Below are 24,234 nucleotides of genomic sequence, written 5' to 3' on the forward strand. Positions count from 1 at the left end.
CGCTCTTCATCCAAACTATGAAATTCCACACCCCTCAGGCCAGCTTGCGCTTGCGCGAATAGGTAACGACCGCCAGAGCGGCGATGCACACGAAGCAAACGGGGAATACGATCCAGTTGAGCATATCCCAGCCCCACGCATTATACGTCGCGCCGGCCATCAGCGACGCAAATGCGACGCTGGAGAAAAGCACCAGATCGTGGAAGCCTTGGACCTTGCCTTTTTCGGACGGGCGGTAGGTTTCGGAGACGATCGCCGTCGCGCCTATAAAGCCGAAATTCCATCCAATGCCGAGCAGGATCAGCGCCGTCCAGAACTGCCAAAGCTCGATACCCGACAGCGCCACCACGGCGCACATGATGAGCAGGCCCAGACCAATCGCAACGATCGTTTCCGCGCCAAAGCGCTGGATCAGCCTGCCCGTGAAAAAGCTTGGCCCGAACATAGCCATGACGTGCCATGAAATACCGAGCGTCGCTTCGTCTGTCGTGAAGCCGCAGCCGACCATCGCCAGAGGTGCGCCGGTCATAACAAAACTCATCAGCGCATAAGAGCCAACGCCGCAAATCATTGCTGCGAGAAAGCGTGGTTCAGACACGATCTCTCCGAGCGGCCGCGCAGGCAATTGCGCCGCTCCAGACGATTGGGCGTTTTTCGAGGGCTGCCTGAGAAACATCAGGATAGCCGCCCCGACTGCGGCCAGCACAATAATCGAAGCAAACGACCCGGCAAACATGACCGGCTGAAGAAGCTCGCGCGTGAAAATCACGATTTGCGGCCCGAGCAGCGCGGTCACCACCCCGCCAGCCAGCACGAACGAAATCGCGCGCGCTTTGAATTCATGCGGCGCGTTGTCCGCAGCGGCAAAGCGGAACTGCTGGACAAACGAGTTGCCGACACCAAGGATCGCCAGCGCTCCCGCGAACAGCCAGAAGTTCGAATGCAGCAGCGCCATGGTCGCAACGATTCCACCAAGCGCAGTGACAATCGTGCCCGTCAAAAATCCGTTGCGCTGCCCAACGGCGCGCACAAGCGCGGCAGCAGGAAGCGCACCGACAGCCATGCCGAAAATGAATGCGGTTACCGGCGCGGTCGCGAGCGACTTATCCTGCCCAAGCAGGCCGTATCCCACCAGACCGCCTACGGAGAGAGCCACCGGATTGGCAGACCCGATAATGGCTTGCGCTGCCGAAAGCACCAATGCATTTCTCTTGGCATCGGCGGCGGAAAGGCTCATTGCGCCCCCTTGCCCCGACCCTCGCCACGCACCCGGCGCGCTACACGATCCAGCACGGCATTGACGAGCTTCGGCTCGTCCTCGTCGTAAAACGCCTTGGCGATATCGACGTATTCCGAGACGATCACAGCAACCGGCACATCGTCGCGCTTCATCAATTCATACACGCCCGCGCGCAGGATCGCGCGCAGTGTGGAATCCAGTCTCGAAAGCGGCCAGTCCTCGGTCAGCGATTGCCCGATCAGCGGATCGACCGCTTTTTGATTCTCGACGACGCCCGAAAGAATGGCACGAAACCATTGCGCATCGGCCTCACGGTAAAGCGCACCATCCAACTCTTTGCCGAGACGGAAGGATTCATATTCGGCAGTGGTTTCCAAAAGCCCGCTGCCGGTTACATCCATCTGGTAGAGAGCTTGCACGGCCGCGAGTCTCGCCGCGCCACGCTTGTTTGCGTGACGAACGGTTGCGCCGCCTTTCTCGCCAGATTCGCTCACGCCCCACCTCCGAGACGCTCTTTCAGCGCGATCATGGTCAGTGCAGCGCGCGCAGCAAAGCCGCCCTTGTCGCCTTCGCTTCTGCGCGCCCGCACCCAAGCCTGCTCGTCATTCTCGGTGGTCAAAATACCGTTGCCGATAGCGAGCGACTGCTGAACCGAAAGGTCCATCAACGCACGACTCGATTCATTCGCAACAATGTCGAAATGATATGTGTCGCCGCGAATGATGGTGCCGAGCGCGACATAGCCGTCATACACAGTACCGCCATCAACAGCGCCATCCAGCGCAAACGCGATGACGCCCGGAATCTCCAGCGAACCAGGAACTGTCACGACATCATAGGTCGCGCCAGCTTCGGTAAGCGCGTTTGTCGCGCCATCCAGAAGTGCATCCGCCAAATCGTCATGGAATCGCGCTTCGACTATCAGCAAATGCGCCGGTCGCGATGGACGAATGAATGCTTTGCCGTGGTCTGATATGCCAGCCATTGAGTACTCCAGAAACGCGGGTCACTTAGGCCGAAGCCAGCACGAGAGCAAGCGCCTCGTAACGCCACATTTCACAATCCTTGTGTTCCAGCCTCAACCAACCGTGCGGCATATCGCGCCATCGTGTCGATCTCGATGTTTACGCGGTCCCCGGCCTGCCGTTCGCCCCATGTCGTCACGCCCAGCGAATGCTGGATAAGCAGCACGTCGAAACGCTGGCGATCCACCTTGTTGACGGTGAGCGACGTTCCGTCGAGCGCAACAGAGCCTTTCGGCGCAATGAATTTTGCAAGCTCACGCGGCGCTTCGAGCGTGAAACGCACCGCATCGCCCTCGGCTTCCCGGCTGACGATTTCTGCCATGCCATCAACATGGCCGGAGACGATGTGGCCACCCAATTCGTCGCCGATCTTCAACGCCCGTTCAAGATTGATGCAGGTTCCTTCGCGCCATGAAGAGGCAGTTGTGAGGCGCAGCGCTTCCTCCCACGCCTCGACCTCAAACCAGCGGGAATTCGAATTCGCTTCCGGGAGCCCGACAACGGTCAGGCAAACACCGGCACAGGCAATGGAAGCGCCGATTTCAATAGTTGCCGGGTCATATGCAGTTTCGATACGCAGCCGAATACCCTCGGCCAGCGGCTTGATCGACGCGACGCGCCCGACATCTGTGACAATGCCTGTAAACATCAGAGCTTCCTGACCCATTCGCGGCAAAGATCAGCACCAAAATGCTCTTTGCGTTTCATTTCAAAGCCTTGCGGTATGTTGTTTTCATCCAGAGGCGACAGAATTCCTTCGGAACCGATCGCATCAGGTCCGCGAAACAGAATTATTCTGTCCACCAAATCGTCCATCAAAAACGCTCTTGCGGTATCGGCACCGCCTTCGACAAAAATGCGGGACATGCCCTGCCCGGCCAGATCTTCCAGCAGTTCCGGCAGGGCAATCCGACCCTCATGCATTTCGCTGGCGAGGAACCGAACACCAAGCGAGCCAAGGGTTTCACGCCTTGATTGATCTGCATTCTGATCAGGCGTGAGATATGTAGGAACCGAGTTCGCAGTTTGCACCAGCGTTGCCGAGACAGGCAGGCGCAACGATGGATCAAGCACAATTCTTGAAGGCGAACGGCTTTGAAGGCCCGAAAGCCGAACGGTAAGGTCCGGATCATCAGCGATTGCAGTGCCAACACCAACCAGCACAGCGTCGCATTCGGCACGCATGAGATGCACCTGCGCACGCGCGACAGGGCCAGTTATACTCACCTGCCCCGCACCCCTCTTGCCAATCATTCCGTCAGAAGAAAGTGCAAGCTTTAGAATGACTTCCGGTCTTTTTCTGACCGAGCGAACCAGATAGCCGGACATCAAATCGGCAGCTTCATCGGCGAGCACGCGCTCGGTGACTTCGACGCCGGCGGCGCGCAAAATCGCATAGCCCTTGCCGGAAACACGCTCGTCAGGATCGTTCGCCGCGCCCACCACGCGGGCGACGCCAGCAGCGACCAGCGCATTGGCACATGGTGGTGTACGGCCATGATGCGCGCAAGGTTCCAGCGTTACATATGCGGTAGCTCCGCGCGCCAATTCGCCTGCTTCTTCAATGGCTTGAGGCTCAGCGTGGGGCCGTCCGCCAAGCGCCGTAACACCCCTGCCGACGATCACTCCATCGCGGACAATTAGCGTTCCGACCGAAGGATTCGTGCCGGTCAGGCTAAGATGCCGACGAGAGAAGCGTATCGCCGCCGCCATAAATTGGCGGTCGGTTTCAGGATCGGCAACTGAACTCACTCCGGTTCCTCATCGCCGCGCAATTCGCCCAGAACTTCGTGGAAATCCTTGGCTTCCCGGAAGTTTCGATACACTGAGGCAAACCGCACATAGGCGACTTCATCAAGGGATTTCAGGGCTTCCATTACAAGCTTGCCGATTTCCTCGGATGCGATTTCGGTTTCTCCAGAGCTTTCCAATTGCCGCACGATACCGGTCACCGCACGGTCTACCCGATCCGGATCGACATTGCGCTTGCGAACCGCAATATGCATTGATCTCAATAGCTTATCACGATCAAAGGGAACCTTGCGGCCCGATTTCTTGACCACCGTCAGGTCGCGCAATTGCACGCGCTCGAAGGTTGTAAACCGACCACCGCAATCCGGGCAGACCCGGCGGCGACGAATCGCGGAACCGTCCTCCGCAGGGCGGGAATCCTTTACCTGTGTGTCTTCCGATTGGCAGTAGGGACAGCGCATTCAAAACCTTTCGGGGAATCTCTGAACTATGACTTAGTGGATATTCGCCGAAACGAAAAGCGGGCCGAGAATGGCTCCCAGCCCGCCAAAACTGCGATTTTTGCACCGTAAAACCAGTGCTTCTGGCCGCAAAACGCCCGAATTAGAGAAAAATACGGCCGTAAAAACCGGATTTTGCGCTTAAAATCAGCCGAGATACGGATAAAGTGGGAAGCGTCCGGTCAGTTTTTCGACCTTGGCCTTCACCGCCGCTTCGACCGATGCATTGCCCTCATCCGAGTTCGCAGCCTTCAAACCGTCGAGCACTTCAGAGATCAGTTTGCCGATCTCTCGGAACTCGGCTTGACCGAACCCGCGGGTGGTTCCAGCAGGCGTTCCGAGACGCACGCCGGAGGTTACGAACGGCTTTTCAGGGTCGAACGGGATACCATTCTTGTTGCAGGTGATGTTCGCGCGACCAAGGGCAGCTTCGGCACGCTTGCCGGTGGCATTCTTGGGACGCAGATCGACCAGCATCAGATGGTTGTCGGTGCCGTTGGAAACGATGTCGAGGCCGGTTTCCTGCAAGGAGGAAGCAAGCGCTTTCGCATTGGCAACGACGTTTTGAGCGTAAACCTTGAAATCAGGCTTCAAGGCTTCGCCGAAAGCAACGGCCTTGGCAGCGATGACGTGCATCAGGGGTCCGCCCTGCAAGCCGGGGAAAACTGCCGAATTGATCTTCTTGGCAATGTCCTCGTCATTGGTCAGCACCATGCCACCACGCGGACCGCGAAGGGACTTGTGGGTGGTGGTGGTGACGACATGCGCATGGGGCAGCGGCGACGGATGCTGACCACCGGCAACAAGACCAGCGATGTGAGCCATGTCGACCATCAGATAAGCGCCGATGGAATCGGCGATTTCGCGGAAGCGCTTCCAGTCCCAGATACGGGAATAGGCAGTGCCGCCAGCAAGGATGAGCTTCGGCTTGTGCTCGTGAGCGAGACGTTCGATTTTGTCCATGTCCAGCAGGTGGTCGTCCTCACGAACACCATAGGAAACAACCTTGAACCACTTGCCCGACATATTGACCGGCGAACCGTGGGTGAGGTGGCCGCCCGAATTGAGGTCGAGGCCCATGAAGGTATCACCCGGCTGGAGCAGCGCGAGAAACACGGCCTGATTCATCTGGCTGCCGGAGTTGGGCTGCACATTGGCGAACTTGCAATCGAACAGCTTTTTCGCGCGGTCGATAGCCAGTTCCTCGGCAATGTCCACGAACTGGCAGCCGCCATAGTAGCGCTTGCCCGGATAACCCTCGGCATATTTGTTGGTCATGATCGACCCTTGCGCCTCAAGCACCGCGCGGGAAACGATGTTCTCCGACGCGATCAGCTCAATCTCATGACGCTGGCGACCGAGCTCCTTTCGGATCGCACCGAAAATCTCCGGATCGATTTCCTCAAGCGGAGCAGTGAAAAATGTATCGGCATTTGATGCCGCTTGCGCCTGTGACATGTCGGCTCCCCTCTATAATGGTCGGGCAATGGGAATTGGTGCGCAATATCACGACCGGACAGTGAAAGTCACCGCCGCAATCCGAATTTTGCTGGCTCTTTTGCGACTGCCTATTTCAGCGGATTTTTCCGCCCGCCGTGCAGCGCCTGCTGCATTGTTATTTCAGACAGAATCTCGCGCATGGTGGTGTCGTTGATCTCGTCCCGCGCAGCAAGTTGCACAAGCACGGCGCGCTCCGCCACCAGCGCAGCCTGTTGCATCTCGGTCATGACCGGCGAAACAGTGCGAGCGGCAAGCGCACCCGCCTGCATGGAAATAATGCGCTGGCGATAAGTCGCGACGAGTTGCGCAGCGACCGACCGGCGCGCTTCGGCCTCCTCCACGCTATCGGTCGCCGTTTCGGCGAGCTCCTCGATTTTGGCAATTGCAGCCTCGGCCGCAGCAAGGCGCGCCGATCGCTCTTCATTCGCCAGAACATCCGAGCTTTCCAACGGCATGTGACCAATAAGCGGCGGCAACGCCAGGCTGGCGATGATCATTGAGCAGATGATCACGCCCGCAGCGATATAAATAACGAGATCGCGCGCTGGGAACGGCGTGCCATCCGGCATTGCAAGCGGCAGGGAGAGAATGCCGGCCAAAGTGATGGCACCGCGCACACCCGCAAATGCCATGACCAGCTTGCCCACATAACTGAGACGCGGGCGATTGATACCCCGACGCTTCGCGATCCAAGCCCGAATATTCGAGGTTTGATCAATCCAGATGTACCGGATGAGAAGCAGGATAATCGTCAGAACTAAAACGGCCAGAAAAGGTTCAGGGCGCGAGCCATAAAGCGACAGTTCAGGCGGTGTGCGTCGTATTATCTCGGGCAACTGAAGCCCGAGAAGAATGAAGATCGCGCCGTTGAAAATGAAGGACAGCAACTCGGTCAAGGCAGCGTTTTGCATTCGCGCAGGCACGCTGAGCGGAAGATTGAGCGGCAAATGCCGCAGCGACAGCAGGCTCGAAACACCGAACGAAAGGCCAGCAGTGACGGACGCCAGAACACCGGACGCGTGGAAATATTCCGCCAGCAAATAGGCCGCGAAAGGCACCAGCATGACTAATACCACTTGCACTTGCGGCCGAACTTCGCCCACGCGCGCTACATAGGTGAGCAGCGCCGCTGTTCCCCAGAATACGAACAGCCCACAAAACACGCCGCCGGTCACGGCACCTACGAAACTGCCGGCAGTATCGACGAGGGAAAACTGTCCGGTAAGCGCGGCGGCAACTGCGTAACGGAAAATCACCAGGCCTGTCGCGTCATTGAGCAGCGACTCGCCTTCCAGCGCGTGAAACACGCGGGCCGATACGCGCTCTTTGTCCACAATCGCACTGACGGCAACCGCATCCGTTGGCGACAGCACCGCGGCCAAGGCGAACGCGATTGGCAGCGGAACAGCCGGAATGAGCCAGTTGAGCGCGTAGCCGAACACAAGTGTGGTGATAAGTGAAAGGCCAAACGCAAGCCCAAGGATCGGGTACATCAGCTCGCGAAGTTCGCGCTTTGGCGCGAGATGCCCGTCAAGAAACAGCAGCGGAGGCACGAAAATGAGCATGAACAATTCCGGGTTCATGCTGATGTTCATGCCGCCCAGCGCTAGGATCACGCCGAGGATAATCTGGAGGATCGGAAGCGGAATTTTCACAAACCGGATCAACAGACCCGATACGGCCACCGTTAATAGTAGAACGAGGATTAGCGTGACTGTTGCCATGCTTCAAAACACTGCCTTTGCGGCAAGTTGAATGCACTACAGTTCTGTCGCGAAACGGGTGAATTTGCGAGCAAATTCTATTTGTCAGGCTACAGAGTGCGTTTCGCTCGGGCAATTCCATGCGCGACGAGGCGATCGATGATTTCTGGATAGCTCACGCCGCTAGCGCCCATCACCTTGGAATACATGCTGATGTCGGTAAAACCGGGAATTGTGTTGAGTTCGTTGACGAAGATTCGTCCGTCGGCCGTGAGGAAGAAATCCGCTCGAGCCATGCCGTCGCAGCCAAGTGCGCTGAAGGCCCTTAGCGCAAGCGCGCGGACTTCATCTTCGATCTCGTTCGAAATATCCGCAGGAACCATCAGCGCCGCACCATCTGCATCAATGTATTTGGCGTCGTAGGTGTAGAAGCCGTGGCTTAGCGCTGGTGCAATCTCTCCAGTCCTGGATACGAACAGACCGCCATGCTCGTCTTCCAAAACGGCGCATTCGATTTCGCGGCCTTGAATAAACTCTTCTGCGATTAGCTTGCTGTCATGGCGAAAGCCTTCCGCAAGCGCCGAATTGTAATCTGCTTCGCTCGAGACCTTGCTGACCCCCACCGAGGACCCTTGGCGCGCAGGCTTGATAAAAACCGGCAAGCCAAGCTTTTGCCGCAACTCATCGAATGTGGGCGAGGAATTGAGATAGATGGTGATGGAATTCGCGGAAGGTATACCCGCCTCGTTGAAAAGGCGTTTGGCGATATCCTTGTCGAGCGCGTTCGCGGAGCCGAGGATGCCGCAGCCAGCAAGTGGTAAGCCCGCCACTTCTGCCATACCCTGCACCGCGCCGTCTTCTCCGTGGAGGCCATGCAAAACCGGAAACAGAATGTCGAGCTTCGGAAACGGGTGAGATATGCCCTCTTCTGAGACAGCTATCACCTCGCCACGTCCGCCCGCCAACAGACATAGCTGCGTCCCGCTGGACGGTTTCGCCGGAACACCTGCTTCGAAGCTGCTTAGCAGCCACCTGCCCTCGCGCGTAACGTAAATGGGCACGACATCATATGCCTCCGGGGAAAGCGCGCTCATGACGTTGGTTGCAGACAGCACTGAAACATCATGCTCTGCCGATCGCCCCCCGAACAGAACGCCAATGCGCAGCTTCTCACCTTCGGTCACGAGAATTTTCCTCCACGGCAGGTGCGCGCAAAAGAAAAAAGCCGTCCAAACATTTCGAACGGCTTTTCGTCAATTTCGAATATTTAGAGTGCGGAAGTGATCTGCAACTCGTCAACACCGTCGCGGCCATAGATGTCGTCGCGGAACTGGACAACGCCCGGTCCGGTGGACCACGCCGAAATGTACAGGAAATGCACCGGAACCGGATCGGCAACCGCAATCGGGTGGTTCTCGCCAGCCTTGATCGCATCTTCGATCTGCTGGCGGCCCCAGCCCGGCGTATTCTTGAGAATCCATGTAACCAGATCGCGCACGTTCTGAACGCGCACACAGCCCGACGAGTCGAAACGCATCAGCTTGTTGAACAGGCTCTGCGACGGTGTATCGTGCATGTAGACGCCATCCGGCGACGGGAAGTTGATCTTGATCGATGCCATAGCGTTGATCTTGCCCGGATCCTGCCGCATGCGGTAACGCGCTGCGTCTTCCGTGCTCCAGTCAATTGACGTCGGCGGAATTTCCTGCCCGTCCGGCCCGATGATGTGGATGTTGTTGTCAGTCAGATAATTCGGGTTCTTGCGCATCAGCGGAATGATGTCCTTGCGGATGATCGATTCCGGCGCGTTCCAATATGGATTGATGATGATCTCGTTGATCCGCGAGTTCACAATCGGGGTCTGACGATCGATCTTGCCGACGATAGCGGTGTGGCGAAGCACAACGCGACCATTATCGACCGCCTCGATCTGTGCTGCCGGAATATTGACCAGCACGTAGCGCTGGCCGAGATCCGTCGTTGACTGCAAGCGAACCAGATTGGTTTCCAACTGGCCAAGACGAACCTGCGCAGAAATATTCATCGCAGCGAAAGTGTACTTGCCGGTAACGCCGTCTGCCGGAAGGCCATGACGCTTCTGGAAACGCTTGAGCGCGGCATCAACATATGTATCGAACGCAGAGGAGACACCGGCTTCGCGCGCAAGATCACCCGACGCGATGAGCCGCTGGCGAAGCACCTGCACGTCTGGATCGTCAACACCAAGCTGGAGTTTCTTGGTGGCCGGAACCTGCGGCCAACCACCCTGGGAAGCAAGATTGCGATAATCGTTGATGGCCTGCTGGGTGTACGCAATCGTCTGCGGGGAGAAGATCGGCTGCGTGGTCGAAATCTTGCCCTGCTGGCCACTGGCCGAAACCTGGGCGTCAAACGTGTCATCCCAATTGCCCCGACGCGGCGAGGACAGTACATCGCTCAGGAAATCCTGCTCTTGTGCCTGCGCCATCGCGGCCTTTGCAACAGCCGAGAGCGCCAATGCGCCAGTCCCAGCAAGGAAAAACCGTCTGCTCTTATTCAAATCCACAGCGTCCACCTGTAACGAAATGTCGGTTGCCCGTTTTTAAAACGTCAACCTTAACATTGTTTCACCGCACGCCACCCATTAGACGACTGATATATTTGCCGTCGGGTCAATTGGCGCGATTTCCCTCAATGAAATCTCGGTATCCACGCGAATATGGCCTTAGTTTGGCCCGCTCAACCTACAATGACGTGAGAGCGGGCGTGAACGCGCAACTGGGCACCAGCGCGTGGCAATGCTGCATCACAAATGGCTGGATAAGGAAATGGCCTTGGGGCGCCTCGAAAGGCACCCCTTAGGCGACAAGAGATATGATGCGCGCGAGCGCTTACATGCGGTATGCGATGGTGTCGTTCCAGAAACGATCCAGACGCTGAAGGGCCCGGTTCATCTGCTTGAACTCATCCTGATTGATGCCGCCGACCTGCTCGATGGAGCCGATGTGACGCTCGTAGAGCTTGCCGACCACCTCAGCGATGTCCTGCCCCTTCGGGGTGAGGCTTATGCGGACCGAACGACGGTCAATGCGCGAGCGCTGATGATTTATGAAGTCTAGTTCGACTAGCTTCTTGAGATTGTAAGAAACGTTCGAGCCAAGATAGTAACCGCGAGAACGCAACTCGCCCGCCGTCAGTTCTGCATTGCCAATGTTAAATAGCAGCAGCGCCTGAATGGCATTGATGTCTGAGCGACCAGCGCGGTCAAACTCATCTTTGATAACGTCAAGCAAACGCCGATGAAGACGTTCAACAAGCTGAAGTGATTCCATGTATAGCGTGCGAATAGCCTCGCGGCGATCGCCAGACGCGGGGGCGGGTGTCGCCGCCGGACGCGAGTTGATCATGGTTATTACCTTTCGTTTGTCGCCCGGTGGCTTTTTGTTTTTTGTGCCACCTTGCCCCGAACGGTAACGGCCACCTTTAAAATTCGACTTAAACGCCAGCCTTAATAAAAGGTTAAAGACCAGTGGTTTCTGAACATGGTTAAAAATTTGTACCGAAAATATACTTTTTTAACTATTTGCCCGCGGGCTAGTCTTCCTGCGCTGCTTTACGCTCGCGATAAACAAGATACCAGAGCGCCGCATAGATGGTTATTGCCGCCGTATGTGCGATGACAATCGGTAGCCGATAGCCGAACATATGCGGATAGACGAGATACATCGTCGTTTCTGCCACGGCGCAGATAAACCACATCACGGCACCCCATGACGCGTTCATCCAAAGGCCGATAGCAGCGAACGGAAAGAACGCCGCGAGGCACACGCTCGCGACCTGCCAGTGGATCGGCATAAGGTCGAACCGCCACAACGAACCGGGATGAAAGCCGATCAGCCTGATCCAGTAAAGAACGCCGAACAGCAGGCAGTAGCCCGCAATGACACGCTGAAACCACATGAACGCCAGGTCTGCGCTGGACGGTTCAATGCTGGCGCGGCGTGTCGAGAACGCGTTCAAAAGGTCAAATCCCCACCAGGCAGCGGCGCGAAATAGGCTTCAACATCTGAATCCGAAACCTCCTTGATGGAGCCCGGCTTCCAATGTGGCTTGGAGCCCTTGTCCACGATTGCCGCGCGAATGCCCTCATAGAAATCATGCCCAGCCAGCATGCGGCTGACAATGCGAAATTCCATCCGCATGCAGTCTTCCATCGAGCGCGACAATCCCTGCGCAATTTCGTGGAAGGTTACGCGCATACTGGTCGGCGATTTCGTGCGCATGGTTGCGAGCAAACTATCAGCCTGCGTGTTGCCGGCGTTTTTCTCCAGCGCGGCGAAGATGCCATGCAGGCTGGTTTCGCCAAACCATGTGTCGATCTTTTCCCACACATCACGCGGCGTTTCGCGCGGGGGCATGGTGAAGAAGTTGCGCAGCACGCCTTCGGCTTCACCATTGCGCGCCAGCATCTCGAGCAAGGCACCGAGGTTTTCGGACTTGACGGGATGGGTCGCGAGCCCGGACCAAAGCGCATCACCCCATTTGACGCGCGTGCCGGTGAGGCCGAGATACATGCCGAAATTATCGGCAAGGTCTGGCAGCAAATGGCTGCCGCCGACATCGGGGAAAAAGCCGATGCCGACTTCCGGCATGGCGAACTGAGCGTTTTCGGTGAGAACACGGTGCGAACCGTGGAACGAGACGCCGACACCGCCACCCATGACAATGCCATCGATAAGCGCGATGTATGGCTTGCGGAACCGCTCGATCTGGCGATTCAGGCGATATTCGTCTGCGAAGAACTCGATGGGCGGATTTTCGCGGCCATTGTATATGGCCATGAGGTCGCCGCCTGCGGAGAACGCCCTGCCCTCGCCCTTGATGACGACCAACGCGACATTTGCCTCACGTTCCCAATGATGCAGAGCGGCCGACATGGCCTTTACCATGCGATGGTTCAAAGCGTTGAGCGCCTGCGGGCGTGTCATGGTTATGACGCCAGCGGCGCCCATATGCTCAAAGCGCACTTCGTCGCCACCGTCGAAATCCAGAACCTTGGCTTCAATTGCCATGACGCCTCCCCAAAAACACAAGCTTGCGAGTTACGCGGAGGCGCATTGCACGTCAATGCCGCAGGGCGGCGGTGCGCCGCATTGGAGTGGACGCGCGCAACATGCTACAAGCCCCGACATTCAGCGAATGCCAGAGGCAGCCATGAACAAGCACAGCCCCCTCAAGGCCGCAATCGGTGGCCGCAGCGTTGACGAGATCACGGGATCGCGTCGGTTGCGCCGTATGCGCAAGGCGGATTGGTCGCGGCGGCTGGTGCAGGAAAATCACCTGAAGGTGGACGATCTGATCTGGCCGATTTTTCTTGTGGACGGCGTGAATGTGCGCGAGCCGATTGACGCAATGCCGGGCGTCGAGCGCGTGAGCATCGATCTGGCGGTGAAGGAAGCAGAACGCGCGGCAAAGCTCGGTATTCCCGCACTCGCTACCTTTCCGCGCGTCGATGGCGCACGGAAGGATCTGACAGGCTCGCATATTCTGGACCCGGACAATCTTATCAACCGCGCCACACGCGCGATCAAGGAAGCCGTGCCGCAGATCGGCGTTATCACCGACGCAGCACTCGATCCGTTTACCGACCACGGCCATGACGGCATTTTGCGCAACGGCGTGATCGTGAACGACGAGACGGTTGAACAAGTTGCGGCGGCGGCAGTGATGCAGGCGGCCGCAGGCGCGGATATTATAGCGCCTTCGGACATGATGGATGGGCGCATTGGCGCGATCCGTGACGCGCTCGACGCCGGCGGGTTTCAGGACGTTGCGATCATGTCCTACGCCACGAAATTCGCGTCGGCGTTTTATGGACCGTATCGCGAGGCAATCGGCACCAGCGGTCTGCTGAAAGGCGACAAGAAGACCTATTACCTGGACCCGGCAAATGCGGCGGAAGCGCTGCGCGAGGCCGAGCAGGATCTGGCGGAAGGCGCGGACATGCTGATGGTCAAGCCTGGCCTGCCCTATCTCGACATTATTCGCACGTTGAAGAATGAGTTTAATGTGCCGATGTTCGCCTATCAGGTTTCCGGCGAATATTCGATGATCAAAGCAGCAGCGGCGAATGGCTGGATCGACGGCGAGCGCGCCATGATGGAAAGTCTGCTGGGATTCAAGCGCGCGGGCTGCGATGGAATTTTGACCTATTTCGCGCCGCAAGCAGCCAAGCTTCTTACCGCTTGAACACGCGGGCAAAATTCCCATCTATTCGGCATGAACCGACTGGAGAGCCTGCCGATGAACACTGATGTGCTCGCACCAACCGCACCATTCGCGCTGGACGATCCGCGCGCGCTGGACGGCGTGTTGACGCGGCGGATGCTTGCATTCGTGATCGACTATTTGATCGTGGGCGCGCTGACAGTTGCACTGGCCATCGCGTTTTTCATCCTCGGTGTCGTTACGCTCGGCGCGGGATGGCTGCTGTTTTTCATTTTCGGCCCCGCGACCGTCTTAATCGTGCTGACCTACATTTGGCGCACGATGGGTGGCCCGGATCAGGCAACCATCGGCATGAAAATGATGGGCCTTAGAATCTACCGCATGGACGGCGCGCCTATTGACGGCATGACGGCGGTTGTGTATTCGGTGCTGTTCTGGGCGGGCAACGTGGTGCTGACACCGCTCATTCTGCTGGCGACGCTGTTCACCGACTACAAGCGCACGGTGCACGATCTGTTGCTTGGCACACTGGTGTTGCGCGACAGGGTTTAACTGGCGCGCGCCATCCTGTTCCACGCGTCAAGGCCGGCGATTTTGTACGCCTCGGCAAGCGTCGGATAGTTGAACGTGTTGTTGACGAAGAAATCCACAGTGCCGCCGAGATTGATGACGGCCTGCCCGATGTGGATGAGTTCCGTCGCCCCCTCTCCAACGATATGCGCGCCAAGCAAGCGGCGCGTATCCTGATCGAAGATCAATTTCAGAAAACCGCTATCGACGCCCATGATGTGGCCGCGTGAGGTTTCGCGAAAACGCGCAACGCCGATCTCATATGGCACGCCGCTTTTGCGCACCTCTTCTTCCGGTTGACCGACCGTCGAAATTTCAGGCACGGCATAAATGCCATAGGGAAAGGTTTCCGGCGCGGGCGGCAGCGATGCGCCGCAGGCGTGGCAGGCAGCAACGCGGCCTTGTTCCATCGCAGTGGAGGCAAGACTGGGAAAACCGATCACATCGCCCGCCGCGTAGATATTGGGAACGGTGGTTTGAAAGGTGAGCGGATCGACTTTGACCCGGCCACGATTGTCGGTTTCGATGCCGACCACATCCAAACCGAGAGACTCGACATTGCCGCTTCGGCCCGCCGCATAAAGCACGACCTCCGAGCGCACCATTCGTCCATCCGTCAGTGTAACCTCGGCCTGCCCATTTTTGACTTCAATCGATTTTGCCGCCGTGCCGAGCCGGATCTGCATGCCGCGATCCCGCATCTGATGGATGAAGTCGTCGACAATTTCACGGTCGATGAAATCCAAGATCGTTGGGCGCGGCTCGATCAATGTCACCGGCACATCCAGCGCGGAAAAGATCGTTGCGTACTCCACACCGATAACGCCACCGCCCACGACGGTGAGGGTGCGCGGCAGACGCTCGATTTCAAGCATCTCGTCACTGTCGAAAACATACTTGCGATCAAAGGGCACTTCCTTGGGCCGATGCGGCCGCGTGCCGACGGAAATCAAGGCGTTTTCAAAATGCAGCGTGCTGGTGTCGCCATGGTCGTTGACCAATGTGAGTTTGTGCGGCTCCACAAACCGCGCCGTCGAGCGAATGCTGCGCACGCTGTTGCGCATGAACTGATGCTGCAAGACCTCGACCTCGTGGTCGAGCGTTTTGTGCAACCGCTGCACGAGATCGGAAATCGAAATGTCCTGCTTGACCCGGTAGCCACGCCCATAAAAGCCGCGCTCCCGCCACCCGGAAAGATTGAGCACTGTCTCGCGCAGGGTCTTGGACGGAATTGTGCCGGTGTGGACTGAAACCCCACCAAGCCGCCTGCCCCGATCAACCACCACAACCGATCTGCCAAGCTTTGCGGCCTGAATAGCGGCGCGCCGACCGGACGGACCACTGCCAACAACCACCAGATCAATCGGATCCATGCAGCGCCTCATCCGTTTACTTCGCAACGGCGAAGGTAGCTCTAGATTGCGTGAACATAAAACGGATTTCAACCGTTTGAATGCATTGTGCGGCGCGATATATTTTTCGCAGGTGACGTCCCCTACGGGCGGCGCATCTGGTTCTTCCTTCTCCTCGTTTACGAGGGGGGAAGAATGGTGGCACGGTTTCGCGAACTCAAGCAAGGTTTGGCAACGGGACGCCACATGCATCAAACTCAGCCACAAGTAGAAAAGAGAAACGCTTCACGATTCATGAGGGTAGAGCTATAGTTTGAACGAGACATGACCCAGCATCCGACTCAGTCGCCGCAGTTTTTTCTGACCGCACCTTCGCCTTGCCCCTACGTGGAAGGGCAATTCGAGCGGAAGGTTTTCACGCATCTTGTTGGCGACAAGGCCCCCGAGTTGAACGATCTGCTGACGCAAGGCGGCTTCCGGCGCTCGCAGAATATCGCCTACCGACCGGCTTGCGAGAATTGTCGCGCCTGCATTTCGGTGCGCATTCTGACCAGCGAATTCGAGCCGACAAAGAATATGAAGCGCATTCTGCGCCGCAACACCGACCTGATCGGCGCAATGCACGATGCCGAGCCATCGACAGAGCAATATTCGCTATTCCGACAATATCTCGACGCACGCCACAGGCGCGGCGGCATGTCTGACATGACCGTGCTGGATTACGCGATGATGGTCGAAGACACGCATGTCGAAACCAAGGTGATCGAATACAGGCGGCGCGGGCCGGACAGCTTCATCACCGGACGCGGCGAAGGCGAATTGCTGGCCGTGGCGCTGACCGACCGCATGGCTGACGGGTTGTCGATGGTTTATTCCTTCTACGATCCGGAGATGGAAGACCGCTCGCTTGGCACTTTCATGATCCTCGACCACATCAGCCGCGCACGCGCAGCGGGACTGCCCCACGTCTATCTCGGCTATTGGGTGAACGGCTCGCGCAAGATGGGATACAAGGTGCGGTTTCTGCCGCAGGAACATCTGGGCGCGCGTGGCTGGGAGCGTTATGCCGAGCCCGAAACGGACGCCGGTTAAAACTGTTTTGCCCGGCAGGCACTTTCTAATTTGGGATTTTGTGCGTAAAGCACGGGCGAATACCTCCCTTTGGTGCGCAAATTGCCCTCACAACATGACAATCATCTTAAAGGCTTGATCCTTTGCGCCATTGGCGGCCTGGCGATCACGGTCGACATTCCGCTGGTCAAACTGGCCTCCGGCGACCCATGGCCCGTGCTGATGGTTCGCTGCACGATGACCCTGCTGGTGGGCCTGGTGGGCTGGCTGATCTGGCGGGCATTTGACCGCAATGCGCCTGCACTCATTCCCGGCAAAACGGGTCTGATCGTGGCCGCGCTCTATGGTGTCAGCTCGGTGTTCTTTATCACCGGCGTTTACAACACATCGACTGCGAACCTCGTTTTCATACTGGCGCTGAACACGACATTTTCCGCGCTGCTTTCATGGATATTTCTTGGCGAAAAGCCACGCAATGGAACGCTGTTGGCAATGGCGGCCATGATCTTCGGCGTGCTGATTATTGTCTGGGATTCGTTCGGATCAGGCAATTTGATCGGCGACGCAGCGGGCTTCGCGTCCTCCTTCCTGATCGCAACCGCAATTACCATTACGCGCGCAAGCGGCAAGGAAATGGGCATGGCCTCACTCGTGGGCGTCGGGCTGCCCCTGGTCGTTGCAGCAGTAATGGTGTCGGGAAGCGGATTCCGCATCGACGCGCCGTGGTGGATCGTGCTCAACGGCGCAGTCGTGATGCCGATTGCATTTTACTGCCTTGGAACCGGGCCGAAATATCTGTCTGGACCCGAAGTCGCCATGTTCTATCTGCTGGAAACCGTGCTGGCTCCGATCTGGGTGTGGATGATTTTCGCCGAACAGCCAAGCCGCAACAGCCTTATCGGCGGCGCGATATTGATTGTTGCGCTGGTGGCGCATTCGGTGTGGCAGTTGATGGAAAGCCGCAAGCGACGCGCCAGCGTGGTGATGCGCTACCCGGCGTAACGATTCAGATCAAACCTGCGCCGCCACGCGGCGCGGTTCGGCGGTTTCAGGTGGCGGAAGCGCATCCGCCGCAGGCAACGAAGAAACCACACCGGGCTCGACCTGCTCGATCAATTCAAGCTCGCGCAGCCATTCGCGCCAGATCGCCACAAGCAGTGCCATGAGCACAGGGCCGATGAAGAGGCCAAGCAGGCCCATTGTCTTCACGCCGCCGATGAGGCCGAAGAAGGTTGGCAGGAACGGGAGCTTGATCGGCCCACCGACGAGCCGCGGACGAAGCGTCTTGTCCACGATGAACAGTTCGATGGAACCCCACGCGAACAGCGCAATGCCTGCAACGAGCGAACCGCTGGACACAAGATAGAGCGACACAAGCGTGAACGACAGCGGCGCACCGCCGGGTATCATGGCCATGAGACCGGTGAGCACACCGAGCGTGACGGGCGATGGAACACCCGCGAGCCAGTAAGCAATGCCGAGGACGACGCCCTCCCCGATGGCGATAAGCGTCATGCCCGTGACGGTGGAGCTAATCGTGGCAGGCACAACGCGAGAAAGGCGCTCCCAACGCGTCGGGAAAATGCGCTCGCCCAGACGATCCATTTTGGCGACGAAATCTTCGCCGTCGCGATAGATGAAAAACAGGGTGATGAGCAAAAACAGCATGGTGAGGAAGCTGTTGAATGCGCTACCCCCCGCAGCCAGCACGCCGCGATAAATGCTGCCGACATTCGCGCCGCTGACGATGTAAATCAGCTCACCGATTGCGCCAGGCGGGCCGACATGCTCGCGCCACTGCTGATCCAGCCACTCACCGACACCAGGCAGATGCGCGATCCACGCCGGAGTTGGCGCGCCGTGGCGATTGGTTTCAATCGCCCACGCCAGCCACTCGCTGACTTCATTTGCCGCATAGCTGGCTGCATAGGAAATCGGGATAACCAGACCGACGACGATGAGAAGAATGGCGATGGTTGCAGCGAGGTTGCGGCTGCCATCGACCGTGTGAAGCAGGCGGCGATAAATCGGCCAGCTCGCAAAACCGATGACCGACGCGGCAAGCACGGGCACGAGAAAGCCGTGAAAGAAATACACGCCGGCAGCGAAGATGAGCACCAGCAACCAGCGCGCCAGACTGAGCGGTGACACAAGCGCCGCACGCAACGGCGCGGCTTGCCCGAAGAAACGTGGCTCTCTTTCAGCCCTGGTTGTACCCGGTCGGCTCACGTCAGCCTGCCCCACCATATCATTCTATTACGTTAGCCTAAAATACCAACGCAGTAAAAGTCAAAGCATAAATATAACGGACTAGGCAAACTTGCCGGACCTTGGGAAGCCCTTTGGCACAAGCCGACCGGCGGCGGCGCGATTGCCCAGCCATTCGCCAAGTTCTTCCCGAGTTTTGACGAAATTGCGCTCGGCGGAATCCTGCCATGACAGGCCGGAAGCCATCGTGAACACCTTGATGTCCAGTGTGCCGCCATCCTTGTATCGCTGGAGGCGCACGCCCTTGCCGCGCACCATTTCGGGTATCTCGGTGAGCGCAAACACCAGCAATTTCCGGTTTTCACCGACGATCGCTACATGGTCGCCATCGACGACAACGCAGCGCACGGCCTCGTCAGGCGACTTGACGTTCATGACCTGCTTGCCCTTGCGCGTGTTCGCAACGACTTCCGCTTCAGGCACGACGAAGCCGTAACCCTCATGCGAGGCGATGAGCAGCTTGCGCTTGGGATCGTGCACGAACGCGGTCACGATATCTTGATCGTTCTCCATATCCACGATGATGCGGATGGGCTCGCCGTGACCGCGCCCGCCGGGCAGACGATCTGCACCGATGGTGTAGAACTTGCCGCCGGTGGTAAGGACGAGAATTTTGTCCGTGGTCTGCGCCGGGAAAGCGAGCTTGAGGCCGTCGCCTTCCTTGAAGGTCAAGGTGCTATAATCGGACATGTGGCCGCGCATGGCGCGCAGCCAACCCTTTTCCGACACGACGACCGTGACCGGCTCTTTCTCGACCATCGCGTGATGGATTTCGGTGTCGTCATGCTCCGGCGCGTCGGCAAACTGTGTGCGACGCCGGCCAATATCCGTGTGCGAACTAAACTTGTCGCGGATTTTCTCAACTTCCCAGCGGATGGTCTTCCACTGCTTGGCCTCGGATGCGAGCAGCGCTTCGATCTGCGCTTTTTCTTTCGTCAGAGCATCGAATTCCTTGCGGATTTCGATCTCCTCCAGCTTCCGCAACTGACGCAGGCGCAGATTGAGGATGGCTTCGGCCTGCACATCGGTGAGCGACCACTTGGCCATCATCACCTGCTTCGGCTCGTCCTCCTCGCGGATAATGCGGATGACCTCGTCGATATTGATATAAGCGATGAGGAAACCGGCGAGGATTTCCAGCCGTCGCTCAATATCGGCCAGCCGATGCTTCGAACGGCGAATGAGAACTTCGCGGCGATGGTCGAGCCATTCGCGCAGCACATCGCGTAGCGAGAGCACATTCGGCACCTTGCCACGCGAAAGCACGTTCATGTTGAGCGGGAAGCGACTCTCAAGATCGGTGAGCTTGAACAGCGATTCCATGAGGATCGCAGCCTCAACCGAGCGGCTTTTCGGCACCAGCACGAGGCGAATGTCCTCGGCGCTTTCGTCGCGCACATCGTCCAGCAGCGGCAGCTTGCGAGCAAGCAGGAGTTCGGCGATCTTCTCGACCAGCCGCGACTTCTGAACGCCGTAAGGAATCTCGGTGACGATGACCTGATAGGTACCGCGCCCCTGATCCTCAACATTCCATTTGGCGCGCACGCGAAAGCCGCCGCGACCTGTTTTATAGGCTTCCAGTATGGAAGCGTAGCTGTCGATGATGATGCCGCCGGTCGGAAAGTCCGGACCGCGCACCATGTTTTCGTCCGGATCTGTCGGGTGCGGCTCACGGGTGAGCAAGTCCTCGACTGTCGCGTCGGGATTGTCGATCAGATACAGCGCGGCCTTGCAAAGCTCCGCGGCATTGTGCGGCGGAATCGAAGTGGCCATGCCGACCGCGATGCCTGACGAGCCATTTGCAAGCAAGTTGGGAAACGCGCCGGGAAGCACGACCGGCTCCTCGTCTTCCTCATTATAAGTGGGGCGGAAATCGACTGCATCTTCCGTGATGCCGGAGAGGATTTCGCTCGCGACCTCGGTCATGCGCGCTTCGGTGTAGCGCATGGCGGCGGCGTTATCGCCATCGATGTTGCCGAAATTGCCCTGCCCGTCCACCAACGGGTAACGCATGGAAAAATCCTGCGCCAGGCGCACCAGCGCATCATAGATGGACTGGTCGCCGTGCGGATGGAACTTACCCATGACCTCACCGACGATGCGCGCGCACTTCGCGAAGCCCTGATCGGGGTTGAGGCGCAGCAAGCGCATGGCGTGCATGATGCGGCGGTGGACCGGCTTCAGGCCATCGCGGACATCAGGCAGGGCGCGGTGCATGATCGTGGACAAGGCATAAGCGAGATAGCGCTCTTCCAGCGCTGCCTTCAGATCGACCGCTTCAATATGTTCCCCACCACCGGATGACGGCGGGACAAGGCTTTTTCCCATAAAGTTGCGTTAACCGAGTCAATGATTCGCGGCAAGTCCCGCGCGATTCCCATGTTTACCGGCGTTGTGCATTGGCGAATGACAATTTATTGCTCTTGAACGCCTTCATTCGGTCCAGAATGATCTCGAAAACCGACAGCATTGCAAAAGTAAAAGGGATTGCATCCATGCATCATCACTCGCGCCGCGTCCTGGCTTCGGCGGCCTTTATGTTCGTGACCGCGTTTTCAACTGCGAGCACATATGCGCAGGATGCAACTGCCGTCGCGCAGAGGCTGAAGGATGTGTTGGCATATCAGGGCGTTGACCTGGCATGGACGACCGCCACCGGAAGTGGCAGCCAGGTTGTACTCGACGGTGTGACCTATGGCGCGTCGGGCAGAGCCGAAAAGCTGCCGGTCGGCAAGGTGACGCTGGACGGCGTGGTCGAAAACAATGGCGGCTACAACATCGCAACGATGACATTCGCGCCTATTTCGCTGAATGATAGCGGAATGTCGTTCGACGTTACGCCCGCTACGCTTTCGGGCGTCAAGGTGCCTCCTCCGGGCGGTACGGATTACCTTTCCAACATGCTGTTTTATGAAAGCGGCAAGATCGACCGGGCGGAAGTGAAGCAGGGCGACAAGCAGATTGCGATGGTTGAAGGCATTCACTTCAACATGACGCCGCCAGTTGGCGCCCCGATGAATTTCACGGGCGGAGCCGACAAGTTTTCGGTCGACCTGACCACCATGCCCGACCCAAAGGCCAAAGCCACTGCGCAAGCACTTGGCTATGACCAGATTAGCGGAAACATGCAGATCAACGGAACGTGGAACCCACAGGACGGACGGTTGCAGCTGTCAAAATATGACATCGCCGTGGACAATGCCGGCAAGCTGGGCATGACATTCGATCTGGGCGGCTACACGCCGGAATTTCTGACGACCATGCAGCAGCTTACAAAGAAGATGAGCGAAAACCCTCAGGCGGATGACAATCAGCAGGAAACCGCGCAGATCGTCAATTTGGCGCAAGCGCTGGTGTTAAACGGTGCGTCCATCCGGTTCGATGACGCTTCAATTACGAACAAAGTGCTGAATTTCGTTGCTCAGCAACAGGGAACCGACCCGGCGCAACTTCGCGAACAAACCAAGACGATTGTGCCCTTCCTGCTCGCCTCATCTCCGATCAAGGACGAAATGCTGAAGAAGAACATTGCGGAAGCAGTGGTGAAATATTTGGACGATCCGAAGAACCTGACAATCCGCGCCAACCCCGCAACACCGCAGCCCTTTGCTATTCTCGGCGCTCTGGGGCAAACCGACCCAGCTTCGCTGCCCACCGCACTGGGTATGACGGTGACCGCGAACGAGTAGGTTTATATCGGGGCGTTTGGCTCGGCCTGTCACCGCTCAGGTTTCAAATACAACCACTACGGGATGTCGCGAGATATCTCAGTTTTCTGCCTTCGCCCCGTAAACAGGGAGAGGACAAGAGGCTTCAACGCCTCGCAAATTTCGCAACCTTGGCTTGAATCGCAGGCGTTGCAAAATGAGCGGGGCGAGCTGTTTCAACGCCTCACAAGCTGTAGACCCTCGGGACAAGCCCGAGGGTGATGGAGAATGGCCGCAAATGCGGCCATTGAACGTGGTGTGACTATTGCGGCAGCTTGTCGTCCACGCCCTTCACGTAGAAGTTCATACCGAGCAGCGTCTTGTCGTCGGCAACCGCGCCAGCGGCGAGGAATTCGGAACCGTCCTGCTTGGCGATCGGACCCGTGAACGGGTTCCAGCCGCCCTTGATCTTGGCTTCGGTATCCTGCGCCATTTTCACGACGTCTTCCGGCAGGTTCGCATAAGGCGCCATAACGACTGCGCCTTCCTTCAAACCTTCCCAACGATCTTCCGGCTTCCATGTACCATCGAGCGCGGCCTTGACGCGGCTGACATAGTACGGACCCCAATCATCAACGATTGCGGTGTACTGCGACTTTGGTGCGAACTTGGCCATATCCGATCCCTGACCGAAGCCATGAAGGCCACGTTCCTGAGCAACCTGCAACGGGCCGGTCGAATCCGTGTGCTGGACGATAATGTCTGCACCCTGATCGAACAGCGCCTTGGCGGCATCAGCTTCCTTGGCCGGATCGAACCAGGTGTTGACCCAAACGATCTTGACCTTGAAATCCGGATTGATGGACTGGGCGCCGAGCATGAAGGAATTGATGCCCATCACAACTTCCGGAATCGGGAAGGAGACGATGTAGCCGGCAAGGCCAGCCTTCGACTGCTTCGCGGCGATCTGGCCGAGGATATAGCGGCCTTCATAGAAGCGCGCGTTGTAGATGCCCAGGTTCGGGGCCATCTTGAAGCCGGTGGCATGCTCGAACTTCACATCCGGGAACTTGGCCGCGACCTTCAATTCGGGATCCATGAAGCCGAATGACGTGCCGAAGATCATCTTGCAGCCTTCGCGAGCCAAGCGCTCGAAAGCGCGCTCAGCGTCGGGGCCTTCCTGCACGTTTTCCAGAAATGCCGTCTCGACCTTGTCGCCGAGCTCCTTCTCGACCTGCAGGCGGCCCTGATCGTGCTGATAGGAATAGCCGAAATCGCCAACCGGGCCGACATAGACCCAGCAAGCCTTGAGTTTGTCCTGTGCGTTTGCAGCGGTGGAGAGCGCCAGCGCTCCCACTGTTAGCATCAATGCACCGATGAGTTTTTTCATAATCTGCCT

General features: G+C 57.9%; 22 protein-coding genes. 5 read left to right on the top strand and 17 right to left on the bottom strand.

From position 1 onward, the window contains the following. Positions 1-34 precede the first annotated feature (34 nt). The 13 genes from DY251_RS17475 to DY251_RS17535 all read right to left on the bottom strand — a co-directional run bounded on the left by DY251_RS17475 (position 35) and on the right by DY251_RS17535 (position 12,750). Positions 35-1,237, bottom strand: coding sequence for an MFS transporter (locus DY251_RS17475; protein ID WP_116625195.1), 1,203 nt, complete (start codon positions 1,235-1,237; stop codon positions 35-37). Then, positions 1,234-1,734 (bottom strand): transcription antitermination factor NusB, encoded by a 501-nt coding sequence (nusB, locus tag DY251_RS17480; RefSeq protein ID WP_116625196.1) that lies wholly within the window; start codon positions 1,732-1,734, stop codon positions 1,234-1,236. Before nusB ends, DY251_RS17475 begins: the two co-directional genes overlap by 4 nt. After that, positions 1,731-2,225, bottom strand: coding sequence for a 6,7-dimethyl-8-ribityllumazine synthase (gene ribH, locus DY251_RS17485; RefSeq protein ID WP_116625197.1), 495 nt, complete (start codon positions 2,223-2,225; stop codon positions 1,731-1,733). Before ribH ends, nusB begins: the two co-directional genes overlap by 4 nt. 71 nt (positions 2,226-2,296) lie before the next feature. Beyond that, positions 2,297-2,914 carry a riboflavin synthase gene (locus tag DY251_RS17490; RefSeq protein WP_116625252.1) on the bottom strand — a complete coding sequence of 206 codons (618 nt, stop codon included), beginning with the start codon at positions 2,912-2,914 and terminating at the stop codon, positions 2,297-2,299. Further along, complete coding sequence (gene ribD, locus DY251_RS17495; protein WP_116625253.1) at positions 2,914-3,978, bottom strand: bifunctional diaminohydroxyphosphoribosylaminopyrimidine deaminase/5-amino-6-(5-phosphoribosylamino)uracil reductase RibD; 1,065 nt, start codon at positions 3,976-3,978, stop codon at positions 2,914-2,916. Before ribD ends, DY251_RS17490 begins: the two co-directional genes overlap by 1 nt. A gap of 35 nt (positions 3,979-4,013) precedes the next feature. After that, positions 4,014-4,478, bottom strand: coding sequence for a transcriptional regulator NrdR (nrdR, locus tag DY251_RS17500; RefSeq protein WP_116625198.1), 465 nt, complete (start codon positions 4,476-4,478; stop codon positions 4,014-4,016). Between the two features lie 186 nt (positions 4,479-4,664). Then, the gene (gene glyA, locus DY251_RS17505; protein ID WP_116625199.1) at positions 4,665-5,975 is read right to left on the bottom strand and encodes a serine hydroxymethyltransferase; all 1,311 of its coding nucleotides are present in this window, start codon (positions 5,973-5,975) and stop codon (positions 4,665-4,667) included. A gap of 110 nt (positions 5,976-6,085) precedes the next feature. Then, positions 6,086-7,741: a Na+/H+ antiporter gene (locus DY251_RS17510; protein ID WP_116625200.1), complete on the bottom strand. Its 1,656-nt coding sequence runs from the start codon at positions 7,739-7,741 to the stop codon at positions 6,086-6,088. Positions 7,742-7,830: 89 nt separating this feature from the next. Further along, positions 7,831-8,904 (bottom strand): D-alanine--D-alanine ligase family protein, encoded by a 1,074-nt coding sequence (locus DY251_RS17515; protein ID WP_245416022.1) that lies wholly within the window; start codon positions 8,902-8,904, stop codon positions 7,831-7,833. A gap of 83 nt (positions 8,905-8,987) precedes the next feature. Then, complete coding sequence (locus tag DY251_RS17520; RefSeq protein ID WP_116625255.1) at positions 8,988-10,259, bottom strand: L,D-transpeptidase family protein; 1,272 nt, start codon at positions 10,257-10,259, stop codon at positions 8,988-8,990. 331 nt (positions 10,260-10,590) lie between these two features. Then, positions 10,591-11,106: a transcriptional regulator LdtR gene (gene ldtR / locus DY251_RS17525; RefSeq protein ID WP_116625201.1), complete on the bottom strand. Its 516-nt coding sequence runs from the start codon at positions 11,104-11,106 to the stop codon at positions 10,591-10,593. Positions 11,107-11,293: 187 nt separating this feature from the next. Beyond that, the gene (locus DY251_RS17530; protein WP_116625202.1) at positions 11,294-11,719 is read right to left on the bottom strand and encodes a DUF6163 family protein; all 426 of its coding nucleotides are present in this window, start codon (positions 11,717-11,719) and stop codon (positions 11,294-11,296) included. Next, entirely contained in the window at positions 11,716-12,750 is a 1,035-nt protein-coding gene (locus DY251_RS17535; RefSeq protein ID WP_116625256.1) for an enoyl-CoA hydratase/isomerase family protein, read from the bottom strand. Before DY251_RS17535 ends, DY251_RS17530 begins: the two co-directional genes overlap by 4 nt. A gap of 163 nt (positions 12,751-12,913) precedes the next feature. On the opposite strand from DY251_RS17535, the gene hemB reads away from it, so the two are divergent. Next, complete coding sequence (hemB, locus tag DY251_RS17540; RefSeq protein WP_116625257.1) at positions 12,914-13,948, top strand: porphobilinogen synthase; 1,035 nt, start codon at positions 12,914-12,916, stop codon at positions 13,946-13,948. 54 nt (positions 13,949-14,002) lie between these two features. Continuing rightward, on the top strand, positions 14,003-14,479 hold the full coding sequence (locus DY251_RS17545) for an RDD family protein (protein ID WP_116625258.1): 477 nt from the start codon (positions 14,003-14,005) through the stop codon (positions 14,477-14,479). On the opposite strand, the gene sthA is transcribed toward DY251_RS17545, so the two are convergent. After that, positions 14,476-15,870 carry a Si-specific NAD(P)(+) transhydrogenase gene (gene sthA / locus DY251_RS17550; protein WP_116625259.1) on the bottom strand — a complete coding sequence of 465 codons (1,395 nt, stop codon included), beginning with the start codon at positions 15,868-15,870 and terminating at the stop codon, positions 14,476-14,478. The two genes, DY251_RS17545 and sthA, sit on opposite strands and share 4 nt — an antisense overlap. Before the next feature lie 303 nt (positions 15,871-16,173). Between sthA and DY251_RS17555 the strand changes: the two genes are divergently transcribed. Both DY251_RS17555 and DY251_RS17560 read left to right on the top strand, forming a co-directional pair. Continuing rightward, positions 16,174-16,941 carry an arginyltransferase gene (locus tag DY251_RS17555; RefSeq protein ID WP_116625203.1) on the top strand — a complete coding sequence of 256 codons (768 nt, stop codon included), beginning with the start codon at positions 16,174-16,176 and terminating at the stop codon, positions 16,939-16,941. A gap of 81 nt (positions 16,942-17,022) precedes the next feature. Then, entirely contained in the window at positions 17,023-17,922 is a 900-nt protein-coding gene (locus DY251_RS17560) for a DMT family transporter (protein ID WP_116625260.1), read from the top strand. A gap of 9 nt (positions 17,923-17,931) precedes the next feature. Here DY251_RS17560 and DY251_RS17565 read toward each other — a convergent pair whose 3' ends face one another. Together DY251_RS17565 and parC are read right to left on the bottom strand one after the other, a co-directional pair. Then, entirely contained in the window at positions 17,932-19,167 is a 1,236-nt protein-coding gene (locus DY251_RS17565; protein WP_116625204.1) for an AI-2E family transporter, read from the bottom strand. Positions 19,168-19,230: 63 nt separating this feature from the next. Then, the gene (gene parC, locus DY251_RS17570) at positions 19,231-21,516 is read right to left on the bottom strand and encodes a DNA topoisomerase IV subunit A (protein WP_116625205.1); all 2,286 of its coding nucleotides are present in this window, start codon (positions 21,514-21,516) and stop codon (positions 19,231-19,233) included. A gap of 167 nt (positions 21,517-21,683) precedes the next feature. Between parC and DY251_RS17575 the strand changes: the two genes are divergently transcribed. Next, positions 21,684-22,877, top strand: a complete 1,194-nt coding sequence (locus DY251_RS17575; protein WP_137113822.1) for a DUF945 family protein — start codon at positions 21,684-21,686, stop codon at positions 22,875-22,877. Between the two features lie 280 nt (positions 22,878-23,157). Here the strand turns inward: DY251_RS17575 and DY251_RS17580 are convergent, their stop codons facing one another. Next, positions 23,158-24,225 carry a BMP family ABC transporter substrate-binding protein gene (locus DY251_RS17580; protein WP_116625207.1) on the bottom strand — a complete coding sequence of 356 codons (1,068 nt, stop codon included), beginning with the start codon at positions 24,223-24,225 and terminating at the stop codon, positions 23,158-23,160. Positions 24,226-24,234 lie beyond the last annotated feature (9 nt).

The organism is Mesorhizobium denitrificans, assembly GCF_003403035.1.
In the GTDB taxonomy this organism is placed as follows: Bacteria; Pseudomonadota; Alphaproteobacteria; order Rhizobiales; family Rhizobiaceae; genus Mesorhizobium_G; species Mesorhizobium_G denitrificans.

Excerpts from the sequence above, each read along its gene's own strand:
- hemB (WP_116625257.1), top strand. The coding sequence starts at position 12,914 with ATGAACAAGCACAGCCCCCTCAAGGCCGCAATCGGTGGCCGCAGCGTT.
- DY251_RS17565 (WP_116625204.1), bottom strand. The coding sequence starts at position 19,167 with ATGGTGGGGCAGGCTGACGTGAGCCGACCGGGTACAACCAGGGCTGAA.
- nrdR (WP_116625198.1), bottom strand. The coding sequence starts at position 4,478 with ATGCGCTGTCCCTACTGCCAATCGGAAGACACACAGGTAAAGGATTCC.
- DY251_RS17475 (WP_116625195.1), bottom strand. The coding sequence starts at position 1,237 with ATGAGCCTTTCCGCCGCCGATGCCAAGAGAAATGCATTGGTGCTTTCG.
- DY251_RS17580 (WP_116625207.1), bottom strand. The coding sequence starts at position 24,225 with ATGAAAAAACTCATCGGTGCATTGATGCTAACAGTGGGAGCGCTGGCG.
- DY251_RS17575 (WP_137113822.1), top strand. The coding sequence starts at position 21,684 with ATGCATCATCACTCGCGCCGCGTCCTGGCTTCGGCGGCCTTTATGTTC.
- DY251_RS17490 (WP_116625252.1), bottom strand. The coding sequence starts at position 2,914 with ATGTTTACAGGCATTGTCACAGATGTCGGGCGCGTCGCGTCGATCAAG.
- ribD (WP_116625253.1), bottom strand. The coding sequence starts at position 3,978 with ATGGCGGCGGCGATACGCTTCTCTCGTCGGCATCTTAGCCTGACCGGC.
- DY251_RS17545 (WP_116625258.1), top strand. The coding sequence starts at position 14,003 with ATGAACACTGATGTGCTCGCACCAACCGCACCATTCGCGCTGGACGAT.
- ribH (WP_116625197.1), bottom strand. The coding sequence starts at position 2,225 with ATGGCTGGCATATCAGACCACGGCAAAGCATTCATTCGTCCATCGCGA.
- sthA (WP_116625259.1), bottom strand. The coding sequence starts at position 15,870 with ATGGATCCGATTGATCTGGTGGTTGTTGGCAGTGGTCCGTCCGGTCGG.
- ldtR (WP_116625201.1), bottom strand. The coding sequence starts at position 11,106 with ATGATCAACTCGCGTCCGGCGGCGACACCCGCCCCCGCGTCTGGCGAT.
- glyA (WP_116625199.1), bottom strand. The coding sequence starts at position 5,975 with ATGTCACAGGCGCAAGCGGCATCAAATGCCGATACATTTTTCACTGCT.
- parC (WP_116625205.1), bottom strand. The coding sequence starts at position 21,516 with ATGGGAAAAAGCCTTGTCCCGCCGTCATCCGGTGGTGGGGAACATATT.
- DY251_RS17510 (WP_116625200.1), bottom strand. The coding sequence starts at position 7,741 with ATGGCAACAGTCACGCTAATCCTCGTTCTACTATTAACGGTGGCCGTA.
- DY251_RS17555 (WP_116625203.1), top strand. The coding sequence starts at position 16,174 with ATGACCCAGCATCCGACTCAGTCGCCGCAGTTTTTTCTGACCGCACCT.